Raw genomic sequence first — 17,953 nt, 5'->3', positions numbered from 1 at the left:
AGGGGAGGGACGATTCTCATGAGAGCACTAATAGTAATTGACTTTACCAATGATTTTGTCGATGGGAATTTACCGGTTGGGCAGCCTGCAATCGATATCGAGCCAAGAATCAGCCAATTAACGTCTGAGTTTGTCCAAAATGGCGATTATGTTGTAATGGCTGTGGATTTACATGAAGACAATGATCCTTATCATCCCGAGAGTAAACTGTTTCCACCTCACAATGTACGAGGGACTAGAGGGCGGGAGCTTTATGGAAGTTTGAAAACTGTTTATGAAGCTGACCAGGATTCCATCTATTGGATGGACAAAACTCGATATAGCGCTTTTAGTGGAACTGATCTGGAGATTAAGCTGCGGGAACGTGGCATTACTGACCTTCATTTGATTGGCGTATGTACAGATATATGTGTTTTGCACACTGCGGTGGATGCATATAACAAAGGTTTTACTATTACTGTGCACGAAGATGCGGTCGCCAGCTTCAACGCGGATGGACATAAATGGGCACTAAATCATTTCCGGGGAAGTTTAGGAGCAGACGTTGTTAAGGCATAATACTATAAAAAACATACACATACAGCAACGTGGATATTAGGAGATGAGGACTTGAAGAGAGAACTTGCGCTACATACAGATAAATATCAGATCAATATGATGTATGCTCACTGGGTGAATGGAAGCCATAAGCGAAAAGCTGTATTTGAAGCTTATTTCCGCAAATTGCCTTTCGGAAACGGCTATGCCGTGTTCGCAGGACTAGAGCGTATCGTTGGGTACATCGGCGGCTTGCGTTTTACCGAAGATGATATCCGTTACTTGTCGGAGCAAGAAGAAAATTACGCTCCTGCCTTTTTGGAAGAATTGCTGCAATTTCATTTTCAGGGCAACGTTTATTCGATGAAAGAAGGGGCGTTGATTTTCCCGGATGAACCGCTAATCCGTGTGGAAGGGACGATCATGGAAGCGCAGCTGGTGGAGACCGCTATTCTGAACTTCATGAACTACCAGACGCTGATCGCTACGAAGGCTTCCCGAATCAAGCAGGTAGCTCCGAATGATATACTCCTGGAGTTTGGTACCCGTCGGGCACAAGAAGCGGATGCGGCGGTCTGGGGCGCTAGAGCGGCCTATATCGGCGGCTTTGATGCAACCTCCAACATGCTGGCAGGTAAAATGTTTGGCATCCCTACCAAAGGTACACATGCTCATTCTTGGGTTCAGAGCTTCAGCAGTGAGCAGGAAGCTTTTGATGCTTATGCCAAGGTGATGCCTGATGAAGTTACACTATTAGTTGATACCTTCGATACGTTGCGCAGTGGTGTGCCGAATGCGATTAGAACCGCCAAAAAGCTTGAAGCTCAAGGTAAAAAGATGATCGGTATCCGTTTAGACAGCGGTGACTTGGCCTATCTATCCCGGCAGGCACGGAATATGCTGGATGAAGCGGGGCTCGATTATGTGAAGATTGTGGCGTCCAACGATCTGGATGAGAATACAATCATGGATCTGAAGCTGCAAGGTGCAGCCATCGACACATGGGGTGTAGGCACACAATTGATTACGGCTTCGGATCAACCCTCTTTGGGTGGAGTTTATAAGCTGGTAGAAATTGAGTCCGCAACTGGAGAAATGGTACCGACAATCAAGATTTCTTCTAACCCTGAAAAAGTATCCACACCAGGCAGCAAGGACGTATTCCGGATTATCGGGAAAAATGGCAAAGCGCTAGCAGATTATATCTGCTTCCCGGAAGAGGAATCTCCACGTAACGGCGGTCGGGTGAAGCTGTTTAATCCGCTGCATCCATACATGCACAAGTATGTGGAGCGTTATGAAGCGCTGCCTATGCTTGAGCCGATTTACGTGAACGGCTTCCAGGTCTATACTTTGCCGGATCTGAATGAAGTTCGCCGTTACCATCGGGAGCAGAAGGATCTGTTCTGGCCGGAATATCTGCGTAAGCTCAATCCAGAGGTGTACCGGGTGAATCTGAGTGAGAAGGTCTGGACCAGCAAGCAACAATTGATCGCGGAGCATATTCAGCCGGAGATCGAGTAGATTTTGTAGTTTCGATGGAAAGAAGCACGGGAAGATTAGATTCCCGTGCTTTTTTGCGTTTGGGTGAAGCCGACGTTTGGGTGAAGCTGACGTTTGGGTGAAGCTGACGTTGGGTGAAGCTTTCGTTTGTTAACTTCGAACGCCGTGAGTTTATTTTCTGAAAGTATATTAAGCTAGTTTGTCCGCGTATATCTGATTTGGCTTTTGTTGCATTTTGTGCAACAGAACACTAGTTAAAGTATATCGACAAATTATCATACCCCCAAAAGAATAAGTACATCCCTTAGAATGAGGCGAATCCGGTGCGATTAGGTAAATCAACGGTATAAATCCCGTAGAATGAGGCGAATCCGGTGCGAGTGAGCAAATCAACGGTATAAATCCCGTAGAATGAGGCGCCCGGTGTGAGTGAGCAAATCAACGGTATAAATCCCGTAGAATGGGGCTCGTCCGGTGCGAGTAGGAAAATCAACGGTATAAAACCCGCAGAATGAGGCGTATCCGGTGCGAGTGAGCAAATCAACGGTATAAATCCCGTAGAATAGGGCGAATCCAATACGAGGAGGCAAATCAACGGTATAAATCCCGCAGAAGGAGGGGAATCCGGTGCGAGTGAGCAAATTAACGGTATAAATCCCGTAGAATGAGGCGCATCCGGTACGAGTAGGAAAATCAGCGGTATAAATCGCGCAGAATGAGGCGCATCCGGTACGAGTAGGAAAATCAACGGTATAAATCCCGCAGAATGAGGCGAATCCGGTGAGAGTAGGCAAATCAACGGTATAAATCCCGTAGAATGAGGCGCATCCGGTGTGAGTAGGTAAATCAACGGTATAAATCCTGTAGAATGGGGCGAATCCGGTGCGATTAGGTAAATCAACGGTATAAATCCCGTAGAATGAGGCGAATCCGGTGCGAGTGAGCAAATCAACGGTATATATACCGCAGAATGAGGCGAATCCGGTGCGAGTGAGCAAATCAACGGTATAAATCCCGCAGAATGAGGCGAATCCGGTGCGAGTGAGCAAATCAACGGTATAAATCCCGTAGAATAGGGCGAATTCGATGCGAGTAGGCAAATCAACGGTATAAATCCCGCAGAATGGGGCGCATCCGGTGTGAGTGAGCAAATCAACGGTATAAATTCCGTAGAATAGGGCGAATTCGATGCGAGTAGGCAAATCAACGGTCCCATAAGAAAAGGTGTATCCCCGTTCTACGCGATCGCGAAGAATAATGGATACACCTTTTTTCATGTAAGTGCGAGATATATAGTTTAGTTCTTCTTTCGGAATTTAGCGAATGACCAGATGGTAAGCATCAGCAGGAAGCCCAGACATGTGCCTATGCTGATCCGGTTCTGAGTGTCGAAAAGGAAGGAAATCGTGATAACCGACAAACAGATAAGCGTCAAAATCGTAATATAAGGGAAACCCCACACTTTAAAGCTTGGCTCTTTAGGATAGGTTTTCCGCAGCTTCAGCTGTGATAGGCAGATGCTGATCCATACCAAGCTTACTACGAAGCCGGGAACAGCCATCAGCAGCCGGAAAAGTCCATCCTGTGCGAAGTACGCTAACATAGAACCAACAAAAAGAACTATAGCGCAAAGTTTAAGACTGTTGATCGGCACACCTTTTGCTGAGGTCTTTGCTAAGCTACGTGGAGCTTCACCCTGTGAAGCCAAAGAGTGCAACATCCGTGTGGCGCCGTAGATACCAGAGTTAGCAGCAGAGAGCACAGCCGTAATCAGTATGAAGTTCATAACATGGTCAGCACCCTTAAGTCCTGTAGCTGCTAATACCTGCACAAAGGGGCTGGTATGCTCGTTAAGCTGATTCCAAGGAATTAACCCACAGATGATCAGAATTGGAATGGTGTAGAACAGAATAACACGTAAAATGAAGCTTTTGACAACTCTAGGCAACACTTTTTCTGCATCTTGAGTTTCTGTTAAAGTTAGTCCAATCAGCTCAGATCCGCCGTAGGAGAACATGACGACCAGAAGGGCAGAGAAGATAGGTGTCCAGCCTTGTGGGAATAATCCGCCATAATCCGTAAAATTACTTAAATAGGGAGTCCCTTCAGACATAGGCAATAGCCCAAACAATAATGCAGCTCCCAGAATAATAAAGATGATAATCATAGCTATTTTGATTCCTGCTAACCAAAACTCCGTCTCTCCATAACCGCTTACACTCATCATATTGATGCCAATAATTAAAGCACCACTTGCTAGACTCAGTAGCCATAATGGAACATCCGGTAACCAGTACTGCAAGAAGCTTCCTGCCGCCAGCACTTCGATTACGCAGACAGTCAACCACATGAAGCAATATAGCCAACCCACGATGAAGGAGAGCCGTTCTCCAAAAGCCTCGCGGATGAATTCCTTCATATTTTTGTTCGGGTATACCGTGGCCATTTCGGCAATTGCACCCATAACGACTAGTAGCAGCAAGCCTGCCAATACATAGGAGAGAACAACCCCTGGTCCAGCAATGCTTATCGTCTCAGAGCTTCCTTTAAAAATCCCCGTACCGATTACGCCGCCCATCGCCATAAAGCTGATATGCCGTGGAAGCAATTTTTTCTGTAATGATGCTTCGTTTGACTTCACATTTAATGCCTCCTAAGTAGGTTCAAAAAATTACACCAAGAATCAGTTTATCCTGAAATGGACTAGTTGAAAAGTATAAATGATACACATTTGTAGAAATAGAGGTGATTTTTCATCGGTGTGTGATATTTATCATGAAGAATGTGATGAATTTAACATCTTAATTTTTAATTTTATTGCTAAATGAAAGTAGATAAATAAGCTTAGGCAACACTTGGAAAATGCAAGATTTATCACTTCGCGTCTTGCAAAATCAAGTTACAATCGTTGAAAAAGTCAAAAGGATATTATACTAGATGACATTCTGAAAGGGGCTATGTCGGTGGTACAGTTACCAAAAGTGAACGAGCTCGGATTTTTTGAGATTCGTCTGGAGTCAATTGGAGGGTTGGGTGCGAACCTGGCTGGTAAAATGCTTGCAGAAGCAGGTGTTGTCGGTGCTGGAATGAATGGGGTCAGCTTTTCATCATATGGTTCGGAGAAGAAGGGATCAGCGGTAAAAGCGCATATCCGGTTTTGTGATTTGAATACGCCTATTCGTGACACGTCTCCGGTTGAGCGTCCGCATGTTGTTGGGGTATTTCACGAAGCATTAGCAAAGACAGTTAACGTAATTAGCGGAATTTATGAACATAGCACAGTATTGGTGAACTCAGCAAAATCGCCGGAGGAATTGAAATCCTCCCTGAATATGATGGCAGGAACTATTGCAGTCGTTGATGCTACAACGATCGCCTTAGATGAGAAAAACCGCGTTAATATGGCGATGCTAGGCGCGTTGTTCCGGATGTGTGATTTCTTGGACCCTGAAATTATGAAAGGCGTTATAGAGACATCACTAGGCAAAAAATATCCACAGGCAGTACAGTCAGCACTGACTACTTTCGACCGTGGATTTAATGAAGTTAAGTTTATGCATTTTCCACTGCCTGCGGGCGTGACAATGCCTGAGTTCGTGCGGTCTGATATTTCCGCATTGGGTTATGAAACACAGCCTATCGGCGGTACCATTACGAATCCTGGCAGCAGCTTTTTAAAGAACTTGAGCATTTCTCGCTCCGGTTTGCTGCCTCATTTTAAGCAGGAGGATTGTATTCATTGTGCGCAGTGCGATACGGTGTGTCCTGATCTGTGTTTTGTTTGGGATGAGCAGCCTGATAAGAAGGGGCGTCCACAAATGTTCCTGCAAGGTATTGATTATCAATACTGCAAAGGCTGTTTAAAATGTGTAGAAGCTTGTCCTACAACTGCCTTGTCTGGCGAACGTGAGGAAGAGGGCTACGCAGAGAGTCATACGGTCCGGCATATTTTTGATCTCGTTACTGAGGCCTAATTAACGGAGGAAAGGTGGAATACACGTGGCTATAGATTATGAAAAAGAAGTAGGCTCTGCTAAAGTAGAGCAGAAATTCCTATATGAATCCGGCAATGAAATGGCGGCTTATGCTGCTCATCAGATTAATTATCATGTAATGGGGTATTTTCCGATTTCTCCATCGACAGAAGTAGCGCAATTTCTTGATACGATGAAAGCGAATGGCCAGCATGATATTATGCTGATTCCGTCAGATGGCGAGCATAGCTCTGCTGGAATCTGTTATGGCGCTTCAACGGCTGGCGGACGTGTATTTAATGCTACCAGTGCCCAAGGTTATATGTTCATGCTTGAGCAATTGCCTGTACAAGCTGGTACGCGTATGCCTATGGTTATGAATCTAATCTGCCGTTCGATCTCTGGACCGCTGAATATTCACGGGGACCATTCAGATTTGTATTTTGCTTTGAATACAGGTTGGCCTATTTTAATGTGCCGGGATCCACAATCTGTTTATGATATGAACCTAATGGCATTGAAGCTTGCGGAACATGCTAAAGTTCGTCTTCCGGTAATGGTGGCTTCAGATGGATATTTCACCTCCCACCAGAAACGCCGCGTTCAAGCTTTTACTCATCGGGAGGATGTTCATAAATTTGTTGGACCGCAGCCTCCAACAGGCTTTACCGATACTTTAGACCGCAATAATCCGGTAACGGTTGGTCCTTATATGAACGAACCTGACTATATTAACAACCGCTATCAGCAGTCCGTAGCTATGTACAATGCGGGTGAAGTTTTTGAAGAAATTGCGAAGGAATTTGCTGAGTTAACCGGACGTCATTATCCAATGATCGAGGAATATCGGATGGAAGATGCTGAAGTAGCCGTATTCTTGATGAATTCTGCCTCTGAGATTATTAAGGATGTTGTGGATCAGCTTCGGTTGCAAGGGATCAAAGCCGGTGCAATCTCGCCGAATATGATCCGTCCTTTCCCGCAGAAGCAAATTGCTGAAGCGCTGAAAAATGTTAAAGCAATCACCGTTGGTGACCGTGCAGATTCTGTTGGCGGACATGGTGGTAACATGGTCAATGAAATCAAGGCAGCCCTGTTCACATATGGCAACACTACGACTAAAGTAATTAGCCGTATCTACGGTTTGGGTGGTAAGGACTTCTACGCAGAAGACGGTCATGCCTTTTTCCAATTAGCAATAGATGCTGTTGCTGCAGATCGAGTAGACATACCATTTGATTATTATGGCCACAATCCGGGTACACCAGATAAAGCTCCGCAACGTCTTCTGAAGCCAATGGACTTTGACTCACTGAAGACAGGCTTAATCACTGTGAAACAGGATGAAGCAACAGGCAAATTAAGCGTACGGATTCCGCCGCTGCGCAGCTTGACGAAGAAACCTAAACGGCTCTCCCCAGGGCATGGTGCGTGTCCAGGTTGTGGAATTTTCTCAGGACTGGAGACTTTCTTCAAAGGAATTGAAGGGGATATCGTCGCACTTTATCATACAGGCTGTGCCATGGTAACGACTACGGGGTATCCGTATTCCTCCCATAAATCAACGTTTATCCATAATCTTTTCCAAAATGGAGCAGCTACCTTGTCCGGTGTCGTAGAGATGTTCTGGGAACGCAAACGTCGCGGTGAGCTGGATGGACTAGGGCTTAAAGAGGACTTTACATTTGTTATGGTAACCGGAGATGGCGGTATGGACATCGGGATGGGACCGGCAATTGGAGCTGCACTGCGTGGTCACAAAATGATTATTGTAGAGTACGATAACGAGGGTTACATGAATACTGGAGCACAGCAGTCCTATTCGACACCACTGGGTCACCGTACTTCAACCTCCAGTATCGGCAAGCAGCAGCAAGGTAAAGTTACTCAGCATAAAGATACAGCACAAATTATGGCGGCTACTAACATTCCTTATGTCTTCACGGGTTCGGAGGCTTATCCGCAGGATCTGGTGAAAAAAGCGGCAAAAGCACAGTGGTACGCACAAAACGAAGGTTTGGTGTATGGTAAAATCCTGATCGCATGTCCGCTAAACTGGATGTCTGATGATAAGGAAGGCACGAACATCGTATCATTAGCTGTTGAGTCTTGCTTCTTCCCGTTATATGAAGTAGAGCATGGTTCTACGAATATCACATATAATCCTGAAGATAAGGGCAAACGTGTTGAGCTCTCAGCATGGCTGAAGACAATGGGTAAAACTCGTCATTTGTTGAAACCTGAGAATGAGCCAGCTTTACACAGCTTCGAAGAAGAAGTTGAGCGCCGTTGGAATCGTCTCAAGGCAAAACACGAACATCCTGACTTATAAGCTGTGTCTATCTCCAGTATATAAAATATGAAATAACCCGGCAGATTTGTCTGCCGGGTTATTTTGTGGTTAGGGAGCATTTGCGCGTAAGAAGCAGTTTTCGGACCCCACTGACCTTAAACAAAGCTTTCTCTCCCGTTTGAAATTCTAACGGACTCCAAAGCAGTTATCGGCCCTAAAACTCCCAAAATGAACCCTTTTTGAAGGAATAGTGTCACTGGAGTCCGCGAAACTTCTGAAAAAGCTAAAAACCAGCAAATAACGTCTCTTAGGTCCTATGTGTAAAAGACTTGGTCATTTACAGTTAGAATAAAGTCCAGTTTCCTTTTACTCTTGCATGTTGTTCTGCTCTAACCAGAAGATAGCGGGTACAAATGACAAGACAAGCACTACCTACGATTAAAGCGCCGAGAGCCCACCACCAGCTAGTACCGATATTATCGTATAACGCCCCGCGCACAAGAACCAGACTATATGTGAGTGGAAACAGAAGGGATAAACCCGTTGCCCATGCTGGGAATACTGCTGGTGGAATACGAACCCCGCCAAACAGCTCCATTGGTGCTTGAAAGATGTAATAGAGTAGCCCTGAATCCCTTGAGAATAGAGATATCGCACACAGCAAAGCTCCCCATATAACCGCTGATATCATGATAAGTATTAATACAGGTAATAAGGCGCCCCAGTTAACAGTCGTTACGTCCGCAAGAAAAATGAAAGTCAGAATGGAGAAGCAAGCGAACATCCATATTCCGTGAAATAGTGAATATACGGAACGTCCATACAGGAAGGCCATTTTTGACGCTGGCGTTAGGAACACTACCTCAAGTGTGCCCCCTTTGCGTTCTTGTTCGAATAACCATGCGGCTTGCACAACCGTCCAGTATAACTGAAAGACGAGATATCCGCTCAGCAGAAAAAGGGGAATCCGTCCATCTGGTATTACTTTTGAGAGTGCTGATCCTGCTCCGGTTCTAAAGGGCTGCATAGTAAAGTAGGTGGTTAAAAAGGTGAGCGCCGGCCAGAGTAGAAGTGAAAAAAACACTGCGCGTCCCTTAACTCTATTTCGATGCTGCTTAGTGATCTCCGCGCTAAGGGTAAACCATAAGCTATGTAAGTTCATGATACCCTTCCTTCCGAAAGGAGGATAATCGCATCCTCCAAAGTAGGTTTTTCGGATGCGAAGCTTTTAATGCTAAGCCCCTGCTCAGTAGTCCATGGCAGCAGCTCTGTAATGATTCTATCAGCCGAAGGTGTCTTTACAGAAATGCGCTGCAGTCCATCATTTTGAAGTTCTAGTTTTTCTGTTGCGCAGACACCCATTAATTCCGCAGGCTGAGTAAATGTTCGTAGATGCTCTAGTAGCTTGGGACGAAGTGATTCATGCCAGCCTGTAACCTCTAAATGAGCAGTTTGCGAGCCTGCAACCTGATGGACAATCCGTTCAGGTTTGTCACAGAGCAGAAGCTCGCCTCGATTCAGTACATAAACTCGGTCACAAAGTTCTTCGACCTCCTGTAAATAATGGCTGGTCAGAAGGATACCCTTTCCACTGTCCAGTGCAAGCTTTCTTATCGTACTGCGAAGCTGCCTGGCAATAGGGGCATCAAGACCAAGTGTGGGTTCATCTAGAAATAAGTATTGTGGATCATTGATAAGTCCGCGGGCGATTTGCAGCCGTTGCTTCATCCCTTTAGAATATTGTTCAACGGGTTGGTCAGCAGCTTGGGTCAAACCTACTTCCTCCAGAAGACGTTCTGCTTCTCTAGCAATTTGAGGGCTGTTCATTCCATAGAGTTTACTGAAATATTCAAGATTCTCTCTACCAGTGAGCCGCCAGTACAACATTCGTTCTCCTCCGGCGATCATATTTACTTTTTGCTGAATGGCCTGTCGATTCTTGTGTAGTAACATTCCATCGACTTCAATACTGCCGGAGGTTGGCTCTAGGAGAGTAGAAAGCATACGTATTGTAGTGGTTTTTCCAGCGCCATTTAGACCGAGAAGACCTACGATTTCCCCCGCAGCGATATCTAAAGATAGTGATTTCACTGCTGTCACTGATCTTTTTTCCGAACGGAACCAGCTCAGTTTATGTTTGCTCTCGTAAATCTTAGTAACTTCATGCATATTAATCAATGGTTTCACTCCTCCAAGGTTTTAGAATCGTTCGAACAACCAGCGCTCTATGCGCCGGTTTGTCCATTGACCAACCGTTATGTATACAACACTAAGCAGTATGATTGGCCATATGTCAGGTAATCGTATTGCTTCTCCAGTTAGCAACGAGCCTCGAAGGAGTTGTAGCGCATAGGTCAATGGGAAAATCTCACCTATAACCTGCAAATAGTCAGGCAAGTATTGCCTTGGAAACTGAAATCCACACAGTAGAGCAGTTAGCGTAAATAGAGTATTTTGCACAATGAAGGTGTCCCTTGTATAAAGCATAATGCTTCCTAGCACCAGCGCCATCGCATAACACGATAGTAAAAATAGCAAAATTCCCACGAGGACAGATATGAAGTGAACAGAGGGGAGTCGAAGTCCTGCCAAAAGGCCAAAGAAGAGAACCACCAGCAATTCCGCCCCACTTCGATACAACTGCTGGACAGCGTTTCCTAGAAAATAACCGCTCCGGCTTGAAGGGGAGAGCAACAGTGCCTCAAGTGTACCTTCCCTCCATTCGGTAATAAGTGCCCTGGATACATTCATCATCATACTGACGGAAAATATACTGAGCATACCTCCAATAATTACATAGGTCAGATAGTCATCATTGCCACTATAGATAGCAAATTTTGAATCTATATCCCCTTTGATTAGATACACATAAGAAAAATAAGAGATGATGACTAGATAAACTCCATCAATAATGTGCCCGAATGTAAAGGTCCAGGGAAAGGCTCTAAGATTAGATTTTTGGTTTCTTTTTAGGGTTGCGATAGCGATATGCCACATATGTACTCACACCTTTCGTTAACCTCATTGTTCAAGGTACTGCCTTTGCAGGATGAGCAGATTATCAAAGACTTCTTTGTTCACTGAATAAAATAAATAGTTCCCTTTTCGCTGTGATTGGGTAAATCCTGCTTCACTTAGTTGTTTTAGCTGTTTAGAGACCGCAGCTTCAGAAATACCCAATATTGGCGCAAGCTGCTTGGTACAATGCGGCCCGTTCCACAGCAGTTTCAGAATTCGCATCCGCGTATCATCACTTAAAGCTTTGAGTTGGCGCAACAGGTCACTCGGCGGTCCCTCACTAAAGGCAAGACCGGGAACATCCACCGTGAGAGGCAAAAATAAAGTGTCTTCGAACCAGCCAACAAGCAGATGCGGAAATATGAATGTAGAAGGAAAAACGTACACTTGTCCAAGCTGGTCATAAGGAAAGTAATACGTTACAGCCTTTTGTACTGTCAGAGTCCCGTTCTCTGAGAGGAGGCGTGGGTGGAGCGTATTTAATGCCTTTTCCGGGGAACGACTGGCTAAGTCTTGAAACTGAGCGGCTGAGATGTTCATAAATGGTTCGATATAGTCCCATTCCTGCCCGAAATAATCATGTTCGTATGTAATTAATGTTGAGATTAACAGCTTGCGAACACTAGCCAGATTGTTTATCAGGTACTTCACGTTTCCACTCAACTTCATCAGCGAACGTTTGCTTTCAGATTCATTCAGCCATTCGACTATGGTACTTAGTGCAATTTCTTGATTCATAAATAGATACACTAGCTCTGCATCCGGAAGTTTTTTGAGTAGGGTGATTCCTTGATTGCAAGAAATAGGGACACCCATACGGTCCGGTAAATCTAGCAGAGCGATCCAACGTTCTGACAACTGCCCAAGTGTGTGGATGTTCTCCTGTAGAGCAAGAGGCATTCTTTTCTTGAGCTCCAGAGCCCATTGTAATCTTGTTGGATGGTGTTCTGGTTGATGGAAGACATGCAGACTGCATAATAACTCATGAAAAGGACTGACGACCGTTTTGATCTTTCTATTTAAAGTTTGGAGTGAGCTCATCTCTTTCCTTTCCGATTAACTGTTTGGTTAATCAAAAACCACTTTCGCGTAAAGTGTTCAAAATTATAGGGGGAATGATCAGGATTGTCAAATCTTTTATGCAGAAAAAAGCGAGAGCACATCCCCATGCGTTGGACAAGGATGTTTCTCTCACTTATAGGATTCTTTTAATAGAGTTATGAAGTAGAGTTTTATCTTCTGCCTCTAGGCATCATGGAGTTATCGCACATGATATCTTTAACAGAATAGGTGTAGCAATGGCGAGGAACTGGGACACAGTGATGGCGTCTAACGATTTCTACCGGGTGAATAACATTCACAACTTGAGGGTGGTAATAATCTTGATAAACCACCTTAGGTGGGTCAGTGACAGTTTGGGCCGGACATTTTGGACATTCTTCTGACATTTCCTTCAGCTCCTTTGTGTGTGAACTTACCGTATTATACGCACAGAACAAAGGTATGCTTGGTTATTTGTCTAGTTTATAAAAAAATGGGTGGGATTATTGTTTGTATATCTCTCGCATTACATGACGAAGCTCCGGGATAATTAGCCGTTCCATAGCCAATTTAACGGCTCCAGTGGAGCCGGGCATAGAAAAAATAGCTGTGTTGCCAATCGTACCTGCAATTGCTCGACTAAGGATTGCCGCCGAACCTATATCCTCTGTGTAGCTTAACATTCGAAAAATCTCACCGAAGCCCGGCAGCGTTTTATCCAGCAAGGATGAAACAGCTTCGTAGGTGGTATCACGGGGAGAAATTCCTGTTCCACCCGTGAGCAGTACGGCTTCAACTCCAGTGTGATCAGCGTTTTTATAGAGTAGTTCACGAATGTCTTGATAGTTGTCTTTGATAATGGTACGGCCTATAACTTCATATCCGGCAGCCTCAAGCATGGATTGGATTAAAGCTCCACCGGTATCGGTTTCGGTAGTTCTGGTGTCTGAGACGGTAATGATATAGCAGGACACGGACTGTGGTGCTTCCTTCCGATGTTCTTCAACGGATGACAATGAGATCAGCTCCTAAATTAGAGATGTTCTCATGATAGGGTATGGGGGAAGCAAAGACAAGTTTCGTTATCCAGCGCTAATCTTTTGAGGATATAGGGGTGCAGCTTGCGTGCTTTGGCATCATGTAGTAAACTCGCTACCATACCCGTAATTTGCAAGGAGCGATGAATCATGGAACAGGTTGTACCTGTGTATATATTGTCAGGATTTCTGGGAAGCGGCAAAACTACCCTGCTGCAGCGCCTGCTGGAACATTGGAAAGATCAGGGCTTACGCCCGGCAGTAGTGATGAATGAGCTGGGTGAAGTGAATCTGGATGGGCTGCTGGTTGAGCAAACCGTTCCTATGGCAGAGCTGCTCGGCGGCTGTATCTGCTGTTCTATTCGAGGGGATCTCAGCACAGAGCTAACAACTCTTATCAAGAAGGAATCACCTGATGTTGTTGTTATTGAGGCCACAGGTGCGGCGAACCCGCTGGAAATTGTAGATGGCGTAACCGAAACTTCACTGTATCAAAAAGTAGAGCTGAAAAGCTTGATCACCGTCGTTGACGCCGCGCATCTGCTCGAATTGTACCGTGCGCAGCAGGGCGCAACCTATCGACTGATGCAGGAGCAAATTCGCTGCGCCTCTGTTTTGATTCTGAATAAAACTGACCGTGTCTCAGCAGATGAAGCGGAAGAGATCACAACCGTTCTGCGAAAATGGAATTCTTATGCACCGATTATGCCAGCGGAGCGTTGTGAGATCGACACAGAGGAGCTCCTGCGTAGCGCAGGTGGAGTTCTTACGGATACACAGCTTGAAGAGAGCGACAGCGAAAGCCATGTGCATGAGGAAGCTCTGCAATCTTCAGGAGCCACCCACGCTTCCCACGATCACGTGATGGCATACACACATTACTTCAAACGACCTGTCAACAGCGAGACCTTTGAACAGTTCGTCAAGGAGCTTCCGCGTGATGTTTATAGGGCTAAAGGCATTGTGACCTTTAATGACACCTCCAGTCGCTTTCTTTTTCAATATGCTTACCGTGAAGCTGATTTTATGAAAATCACACCTCAAGGCGAAGTGCCAGACGTAGCTGTATTTATCGGGGAACATTTCTCATCCAGTGAGTTACGCACGAAGCTGCTGGAGATGGAAGGACGTATTTTAGTTCGGCCTGGAACGATCAAAAGAAGCCTGTAATCCGTTCTGCTTCAGAAGAAGCTGTGGTTCATTCCTAATCTTGTAGGTTAATAGTAAGGCATACCATTAAAAATGCAGGAGGTTGAAGGCTATGACCCGAATTCAATATCAGGAGTGCATTGACGCTTGTCTCGTAAGTATGAATGCCTGTAACTACAGCTATGTCTCAAGCCTAAAAGAATATGATCTTGCATCTCTTCGTGAGAGCATGCGACTCGATCGTGAATGTGCGGATATTTGTTCTTATGCCATTCAAGCAATGACCCGTCAAAGTCCGTTTGTATCTGGAATTCTAAAACTATGTGCAGAAATATGTGAAGCATGCGCGGATGAGAGCAGCAAGCATATACATAATCACTGCCAAGAATGTATTAATGCCTGCCGTAAAGCTGCAGAGGCATGCCGTTTGATTAGCGATGCTGTTGAGGTATACGCGTAAGATCGTATAACTTAACTCTCATATATGAACTGATAGCCAGATTGTTGCTGTAGAAATATAGCAATAGTCTGGTTTTTTATATCCAGGTCTGTTTGATTCATGCTATTGGTAGAAAAAAAGGAAACAAGCATGTAGAATGCTAAATACATACAGATTTAACCTTTTACATATTATTGATAGCGCTTACAAAAAAGATTGGAGGAGCAGTATCATGCAAAAGGTCCTTTTAGTTGATGATGAATTTATTATCCTGGATGGCATCTCATCGGTAATGAACTGGGAAGCATTGGGCACAGAACTTATTGGAACCGCGCAAAATGGCTTGGAGGCATTAGAATTAATCAAGCAAGCTATACCTGATATTATTATTACCGATATTCGTATGCCGGGAATGGACGGGCTGGAGCTGGTGGCGACGGTTACAGCGCTTCATCCTGAGACCTCTTTTATTATGCTGACAGGCTTCTCAGAATTCGATTATGCTAAGATGGCGATGCAGTATGGGGTTAAACATTATTTACTGAAGCCGTGCAGCGAAGAGAGCCTGAATGAAGCGCTAAGCGAGGTAGTTCAGAAGCGAGAGGAACGGCAGTACGAGGAGAACTTTATCCTATCGATAAAATATGGACTGGAACGTGTACTTCCACATGCCAAAGAACAATTCCTGAAGGAGCTTGTGACGAACAAGACCTATGGTGTGGAGGAATGGAAATATTTTGGTGAGCTGTTTGGACTGAATTTTCAGAGTCAACGTGTTAGGCTACTGCTGGTAGAGATTGAAGGAGAACATGAATATGAGCATTTGTTCGCGGTCAGTAATATTGCGGGAGATATTTTTCAACATCATATTTTAAGCTCCACCGTAGGGCGGCGTGTTCTGTTATTAATGGAAGATGACCTGTCTGAAGCTGCTTTATTTGAGAAAATAGACAGCATCCGCGCTACCTTTATGAAATATTATCATATTGATCTGACGGCCGCATTAAGTGAACCTGGAGAGTTGACGCAAGTAAGGCGTTTATTCACGCAGACGATTGAATGTCTTAGCCATAGATTTTATCTGGGGGAAGGGAGCTTAATTACAGAAAAAGATATCAGCATTCCAGAGGATGAGGAAGGTCTAGAGCTGCAACTGGATCTCGAACACCTCGTTATGCTCATTAAAGCGGGGCACTGGGCAGATGCTGAATGCGAGCTGTTGTCACTTTTGCATCAACTTCTGAATCTTAGATATGACATTGCCAAGACCAAATCCTATCTGATCCAGATCTTCATGGAGATTATACGTTTGAGTGATCAGAACAAGATGCAGACGTATATTGATAAGCTGCCCCGAATGATGGAGACTAGCACGCTCCAGTCTTTTCAGCAGTTTGTAATGAGTATTGCAGAAGAGATTACCCTTGATCGTTATAGCCGCAATCGCAGTAAGCAATCGCAAATGGTGGCAGAGGTAAAGCGTATCGTGGATAGGCGTTATTGTGAAGAGACATTAACTTTGCAGACTGTTGCACAGGAGATTTATATGAATCCTGATTATGTTAGTAAGATGTTCAAGAAAGAAACGGGGGAAAAGTTTACGAATTATGTTATGAAATACCGGATGCAAAAAGCGCTCGAAATCATCGAAGGATGTGCACATTTTACGATTGGACCTCTAGCTGAAGAAGTCGGTTTTGGAGATAATGTATCCTACTTTAGCAAAGCCTTCAAGAAATTCACGGGTTTTTCTCCTTCCGAATATAAAAAAACGGCTCCATAATTGTTTCATTTAAAGATTGCCCATATACCCTACGTACTTGATCGATAAGTACTGTGGGGTATTTTTGTGTGCGAGGACAAAGAGGGTTCCACGGTTTTGAACAAATAATTACCGGATATGAACATGGGGAAAGGACAGCTTTACCTGTAAAGTTATGTGCATAAGGAAGCTAGTCATATTACATACGGGGAGGCCAACCAATGGAGCTTAAGCATCAGCTGCTGACCAAGAAGTCCGGTATGAAACTCGGCAAATGGTCTTATGTGAAAAAAGAACTGCAGCGGAATAAATATGTGTATATCATGTTAATTCCCGTGGTGCTCTTTTATCTGATTTTCAGCTATGGGCCGATGTACGGTCTGCTAATGGCTTTTCAGAAATCCTATAGTCCTATAAAAGGGATTATGGCGGGGCAGTGGATCGGGTTTGATAATTTTAAAATGTTTTTTGAAAGCTACTACTTTTGGCGGATTATTAAGAACACACTGATTCTTAGCTTTTACAGTATTATTTTCGGATTTCCGGCACCCATAATATTGGCTTTGCTGTTAAATGAGGTCCGGAATAAGTGGTTCAAAAGCACGATTCAAACCGTTAGCTATATGCCGCATTTCATTTCAGTCGTGGTTGTTGTCGGCATGTTAAAAACATTCTCAGCACTTGATGGCGGGTTGTTTAACGTAGTTCGTAGCTTTTTTGATCTACAGCCTGTGATGTTTCTGGCAGAGAAGGATATGTTCCGGCCACTTTATATTCTCTCCAACATCTGGCAAGGTGCGGGCTGGGCTTCCATCATCTTTTTGGCGGCGCTTAGCGGAATTGATCCCCAATTATATGAGGCTGCCAAAATAGATGGCGCAGGTCGCTGGAAACAGCTTCTGAACATTACCCTGCCGGGAATTATGCCTACTGTCGTCGTTATGCTGATTCTGCGTCTGGGCGCGGTTATGAATTCCGATTTTCAAAAAATATTACTGATGCAGACCGCTCCAACCTATGAAACCTCGGATGTTATCTCAACCTTTGTATACCGTTCTGGGGTGCTGGAAGGCAATTATACGTATTCCACAGCCATTGGATTAATTAACGGGGTTATAAATTTCTCACTGCTTTTGCTTGCCAACTCTATTAGTAAAAAAGTGAACTCCACCAGTCTTTGGTGAGGAACAGGAGGTGAAC

Annotated in this window: 15 protein-coding genes; 8 read left to right on the top strand and 7 right to left on the bottom strand. The window is 44.6% G+C overall.

The features are described from left to right. Positions 1 to 18 precede the first annotated feature (18 nt). The gene (locus MKY14_RS08480; protein ID WP_076194688.1) at positions 19 to 558 is read left to right on the top strand and encodes a cysteine hydrolase family protein; all 540 of its coding nucleotides are present in this window, start codon (positions 19 to 21) and stop codon (positions 556 to 558) included. 51 nt (positions 559 to 609) lie between these two features. After that, complete coding sequence (locus MKY14_RS08475; RefSeq protein WP_076194691.1) at positions 610 to 2,061, top strand: nicotinate phosphoribosyltransferase; 1,452 nt, start codon at positions 610 to 612, stop codon at positions 2,059 to 2,061. Between the two features lie 368 nt (positions 2,062 to 2,429). On the opposite strand, the gene MKY14_RS08470 is transcribed toward MKY14_RS08475, so the two are convergent. Together MKY14_RS08470 and MKY14_RS08465 are read right to left on the bottom strand one after the other, a co-directional pair. Next, the gene (locus MKY14_RS08470; RefSeq protein WP_340010403.1) at positions 2,430 to 3,242 is read right to left on the bottom strand and encodes a hypothetical protein; all 813 of its coding nucleotides are present in this window, start codon (positions 3,240 to 3,242) and stop codon (positions 2,430 to 2,432) included. A gap of 95 nt (positions 3,243 to 3,337) precedes the next feature. Then, on the bottom strand, positions 3,338 to 4,681 hold the full coding sequence (locus MKY14_RS08465) for an amino acid permease (protein ID WP_036688050.1): 1,344 nt from the start codon (positions 4,679 to 4,681) through the stop codon (positions 3,338 to 3,340). Between the two features lie 322 nt (positions 4,682 to 5,003). Here MKY14_RS08465 and MKY14_RS08460 point away from each other — a divergent pair, with 322 nt between their 5' ends. Next, positions 5,004 to 6,014, top strand: coding sequence for a 2-oxoacid:acceptor oxidoreductase family protein (locus tag MKY14_RS08460; protein WP_076184469.1), 1,011 nt, complete (start codon positions 5,004 to 5,006; stop codon positions 6,012 to 6,014). Positions 6,015 to 6,039: 25 nt separating this feature from the next. After that, positions 6,040 to 8,346: a thiamine pyrophosphate-dependent enzyme gene (locus MKY14_RS08455; RefSeq protein WP_076128294.1), complete on the top strand. Its 2,307-nt coding sequence runs from the start codon at positions 6,040 to 6,042 to the stop codon at positions 8,344 to 8,346. Between the two features lie 304 nt (positions 8,347 to 8,650). On the opposite strand, the gene MKY14_RS08450 is transcribed toward MKY14_RS08455, so the two are convergent. The 5 genes from MKY14_RS08450 to MKY14_RS08430 form a co-directional block, all read right to left on the bottom strand. After that, complete coding sequence (locus MKY14_RS08450; protein WP_076128296.1) at positions 8,651 to 9,469, bottom strand: ABC transporter permease; 819 nt, start codon at positions 9,467 to 9,469, stop codon at positions 8,651 to 8,653. Further along, positions 9,466 to 10,476, bottom strand: coding sequence for an ABC transporter ATP-binding protein (locus MKY14_RS08445; protein ID WP_076128439.1), 1,011 nt, complete (start codon positions 10,474 to 10,476; stop codon positions 9,466 to 9,468). Before MKY14_RS08445 ends, MKY14_RS08450 begins: the two co-directional genes overlap by 4 nt. A 30-nt stretch (positions 10,477 to 10,506) precedes the next feature. Next, positions 10,507 to 11,304: an ABC transporter permease gene (locus MKY14_RS08440; RefSeq protein ID WP_340976276.1), complete on the bottom strand. Its 798-nt coding sequence runs from the start codon at positions 11,302 to 11,304 to the stop codon at positions 10,507 to 10,509. 24 nt (positions 11,305 to 11,328) lie between these two features. Then, the gene (locus tag MKY14_RS08435; RefSeq protein ID WP_081393629.1) at positions 11,329 to 12,366 is read right to left on the bottom strand and encodes an ArsR/SmtB family transcription factor; all 1,038 of its coding nucleotides are present in this window, start codon (positions 12,364 to 12,366) and stop codon (positions 11,329 to 11,331) included. 503 nt (positions 12,367 to 12,869) lie between these two features. Beyond that, positions 12,870 to 13,388, bottom strand: a complete 519-nt coding sequence (locus MKY14_RS08430; RefSeq protein WP_076128304.1) for a MogA/MoaB family molybdenum cofactor biosynthesis protein — start codon at positions 13,386 to 13,388, stop codon at positions 12,870 to 12,872. A gap of 165 nt (positions 13,389 to 13,553) precedes the next feature. Here MKY14_RS08430 and MKY14_RS08425 point away from each other — a divergent pair, with 165 nt between their 5' ends. The 4 genes from MKY14_RS08425 (at position 13,554) to MKY14_RS08410 (ending at position 17,937) form a co-directional block, all read left to right on the top strand. After that, complete coding sequence (locus MKY14_RS08425) at positions 13,554 to 14,573, top strand: CobW family GTP-binding protein (RefSeq protein ID WP_076128306.1); 1,020 nt, start codon at positions 13,554 to 13,556, stop codon at positions 14,571 to 14,573. 91 nt (positions 14,574 to 14,664) lie between these two features. Then, positions 14,665 to 15,012 carry a four-helix bundle copper-binding protein gene (locus MKY14_RS08420; protein ID WP_076128308.1) on the top strand — a complete coding sequence of 116 codons (348 nt, stop codon included), beginning with the start codon at positions 14,665 to 14,667 and terminating at the stop codon, positions 15,010 to 15,012. A gap of 211 nt (positions 15,013 to 15,223) precedes the next feature. Further along, entirely contained in the window at positions 15,224 to 16,774 is a 1,551-nt protein-coding gene (locus MKY14_RS08415; RefSeq protein WP_340976274.1) for a response regulator transcription factor, read from the top strand. 200 nt (positions 16,775 to 16,974) lie between these two features. Then, entirely contained in the window at positions 16,975 to 17,937 is a 963-nt protein-coding gene (locus tag MKY14_RS08410; protein WP_076128313.1) for an ABC transporter permease, read from the top strand. Positions 17,938 to 17,953: the final 16 nt, after the last annotated feature.

Source organism: Paenibacillus sp. FSL R5-0887, assembly GCF_038002305.1.
Lineage (GTDB): Bacteria > Bacillota > Bacilli > Paenibacillales > Paenibacillaceae > Paenibacillus_AQ > Paenibacillus_AQ odorifer.
Note: the sequence above shows the minus strand (reverse complement) of the source record. Positions and strands in the feature narration are given on the sequence as shown.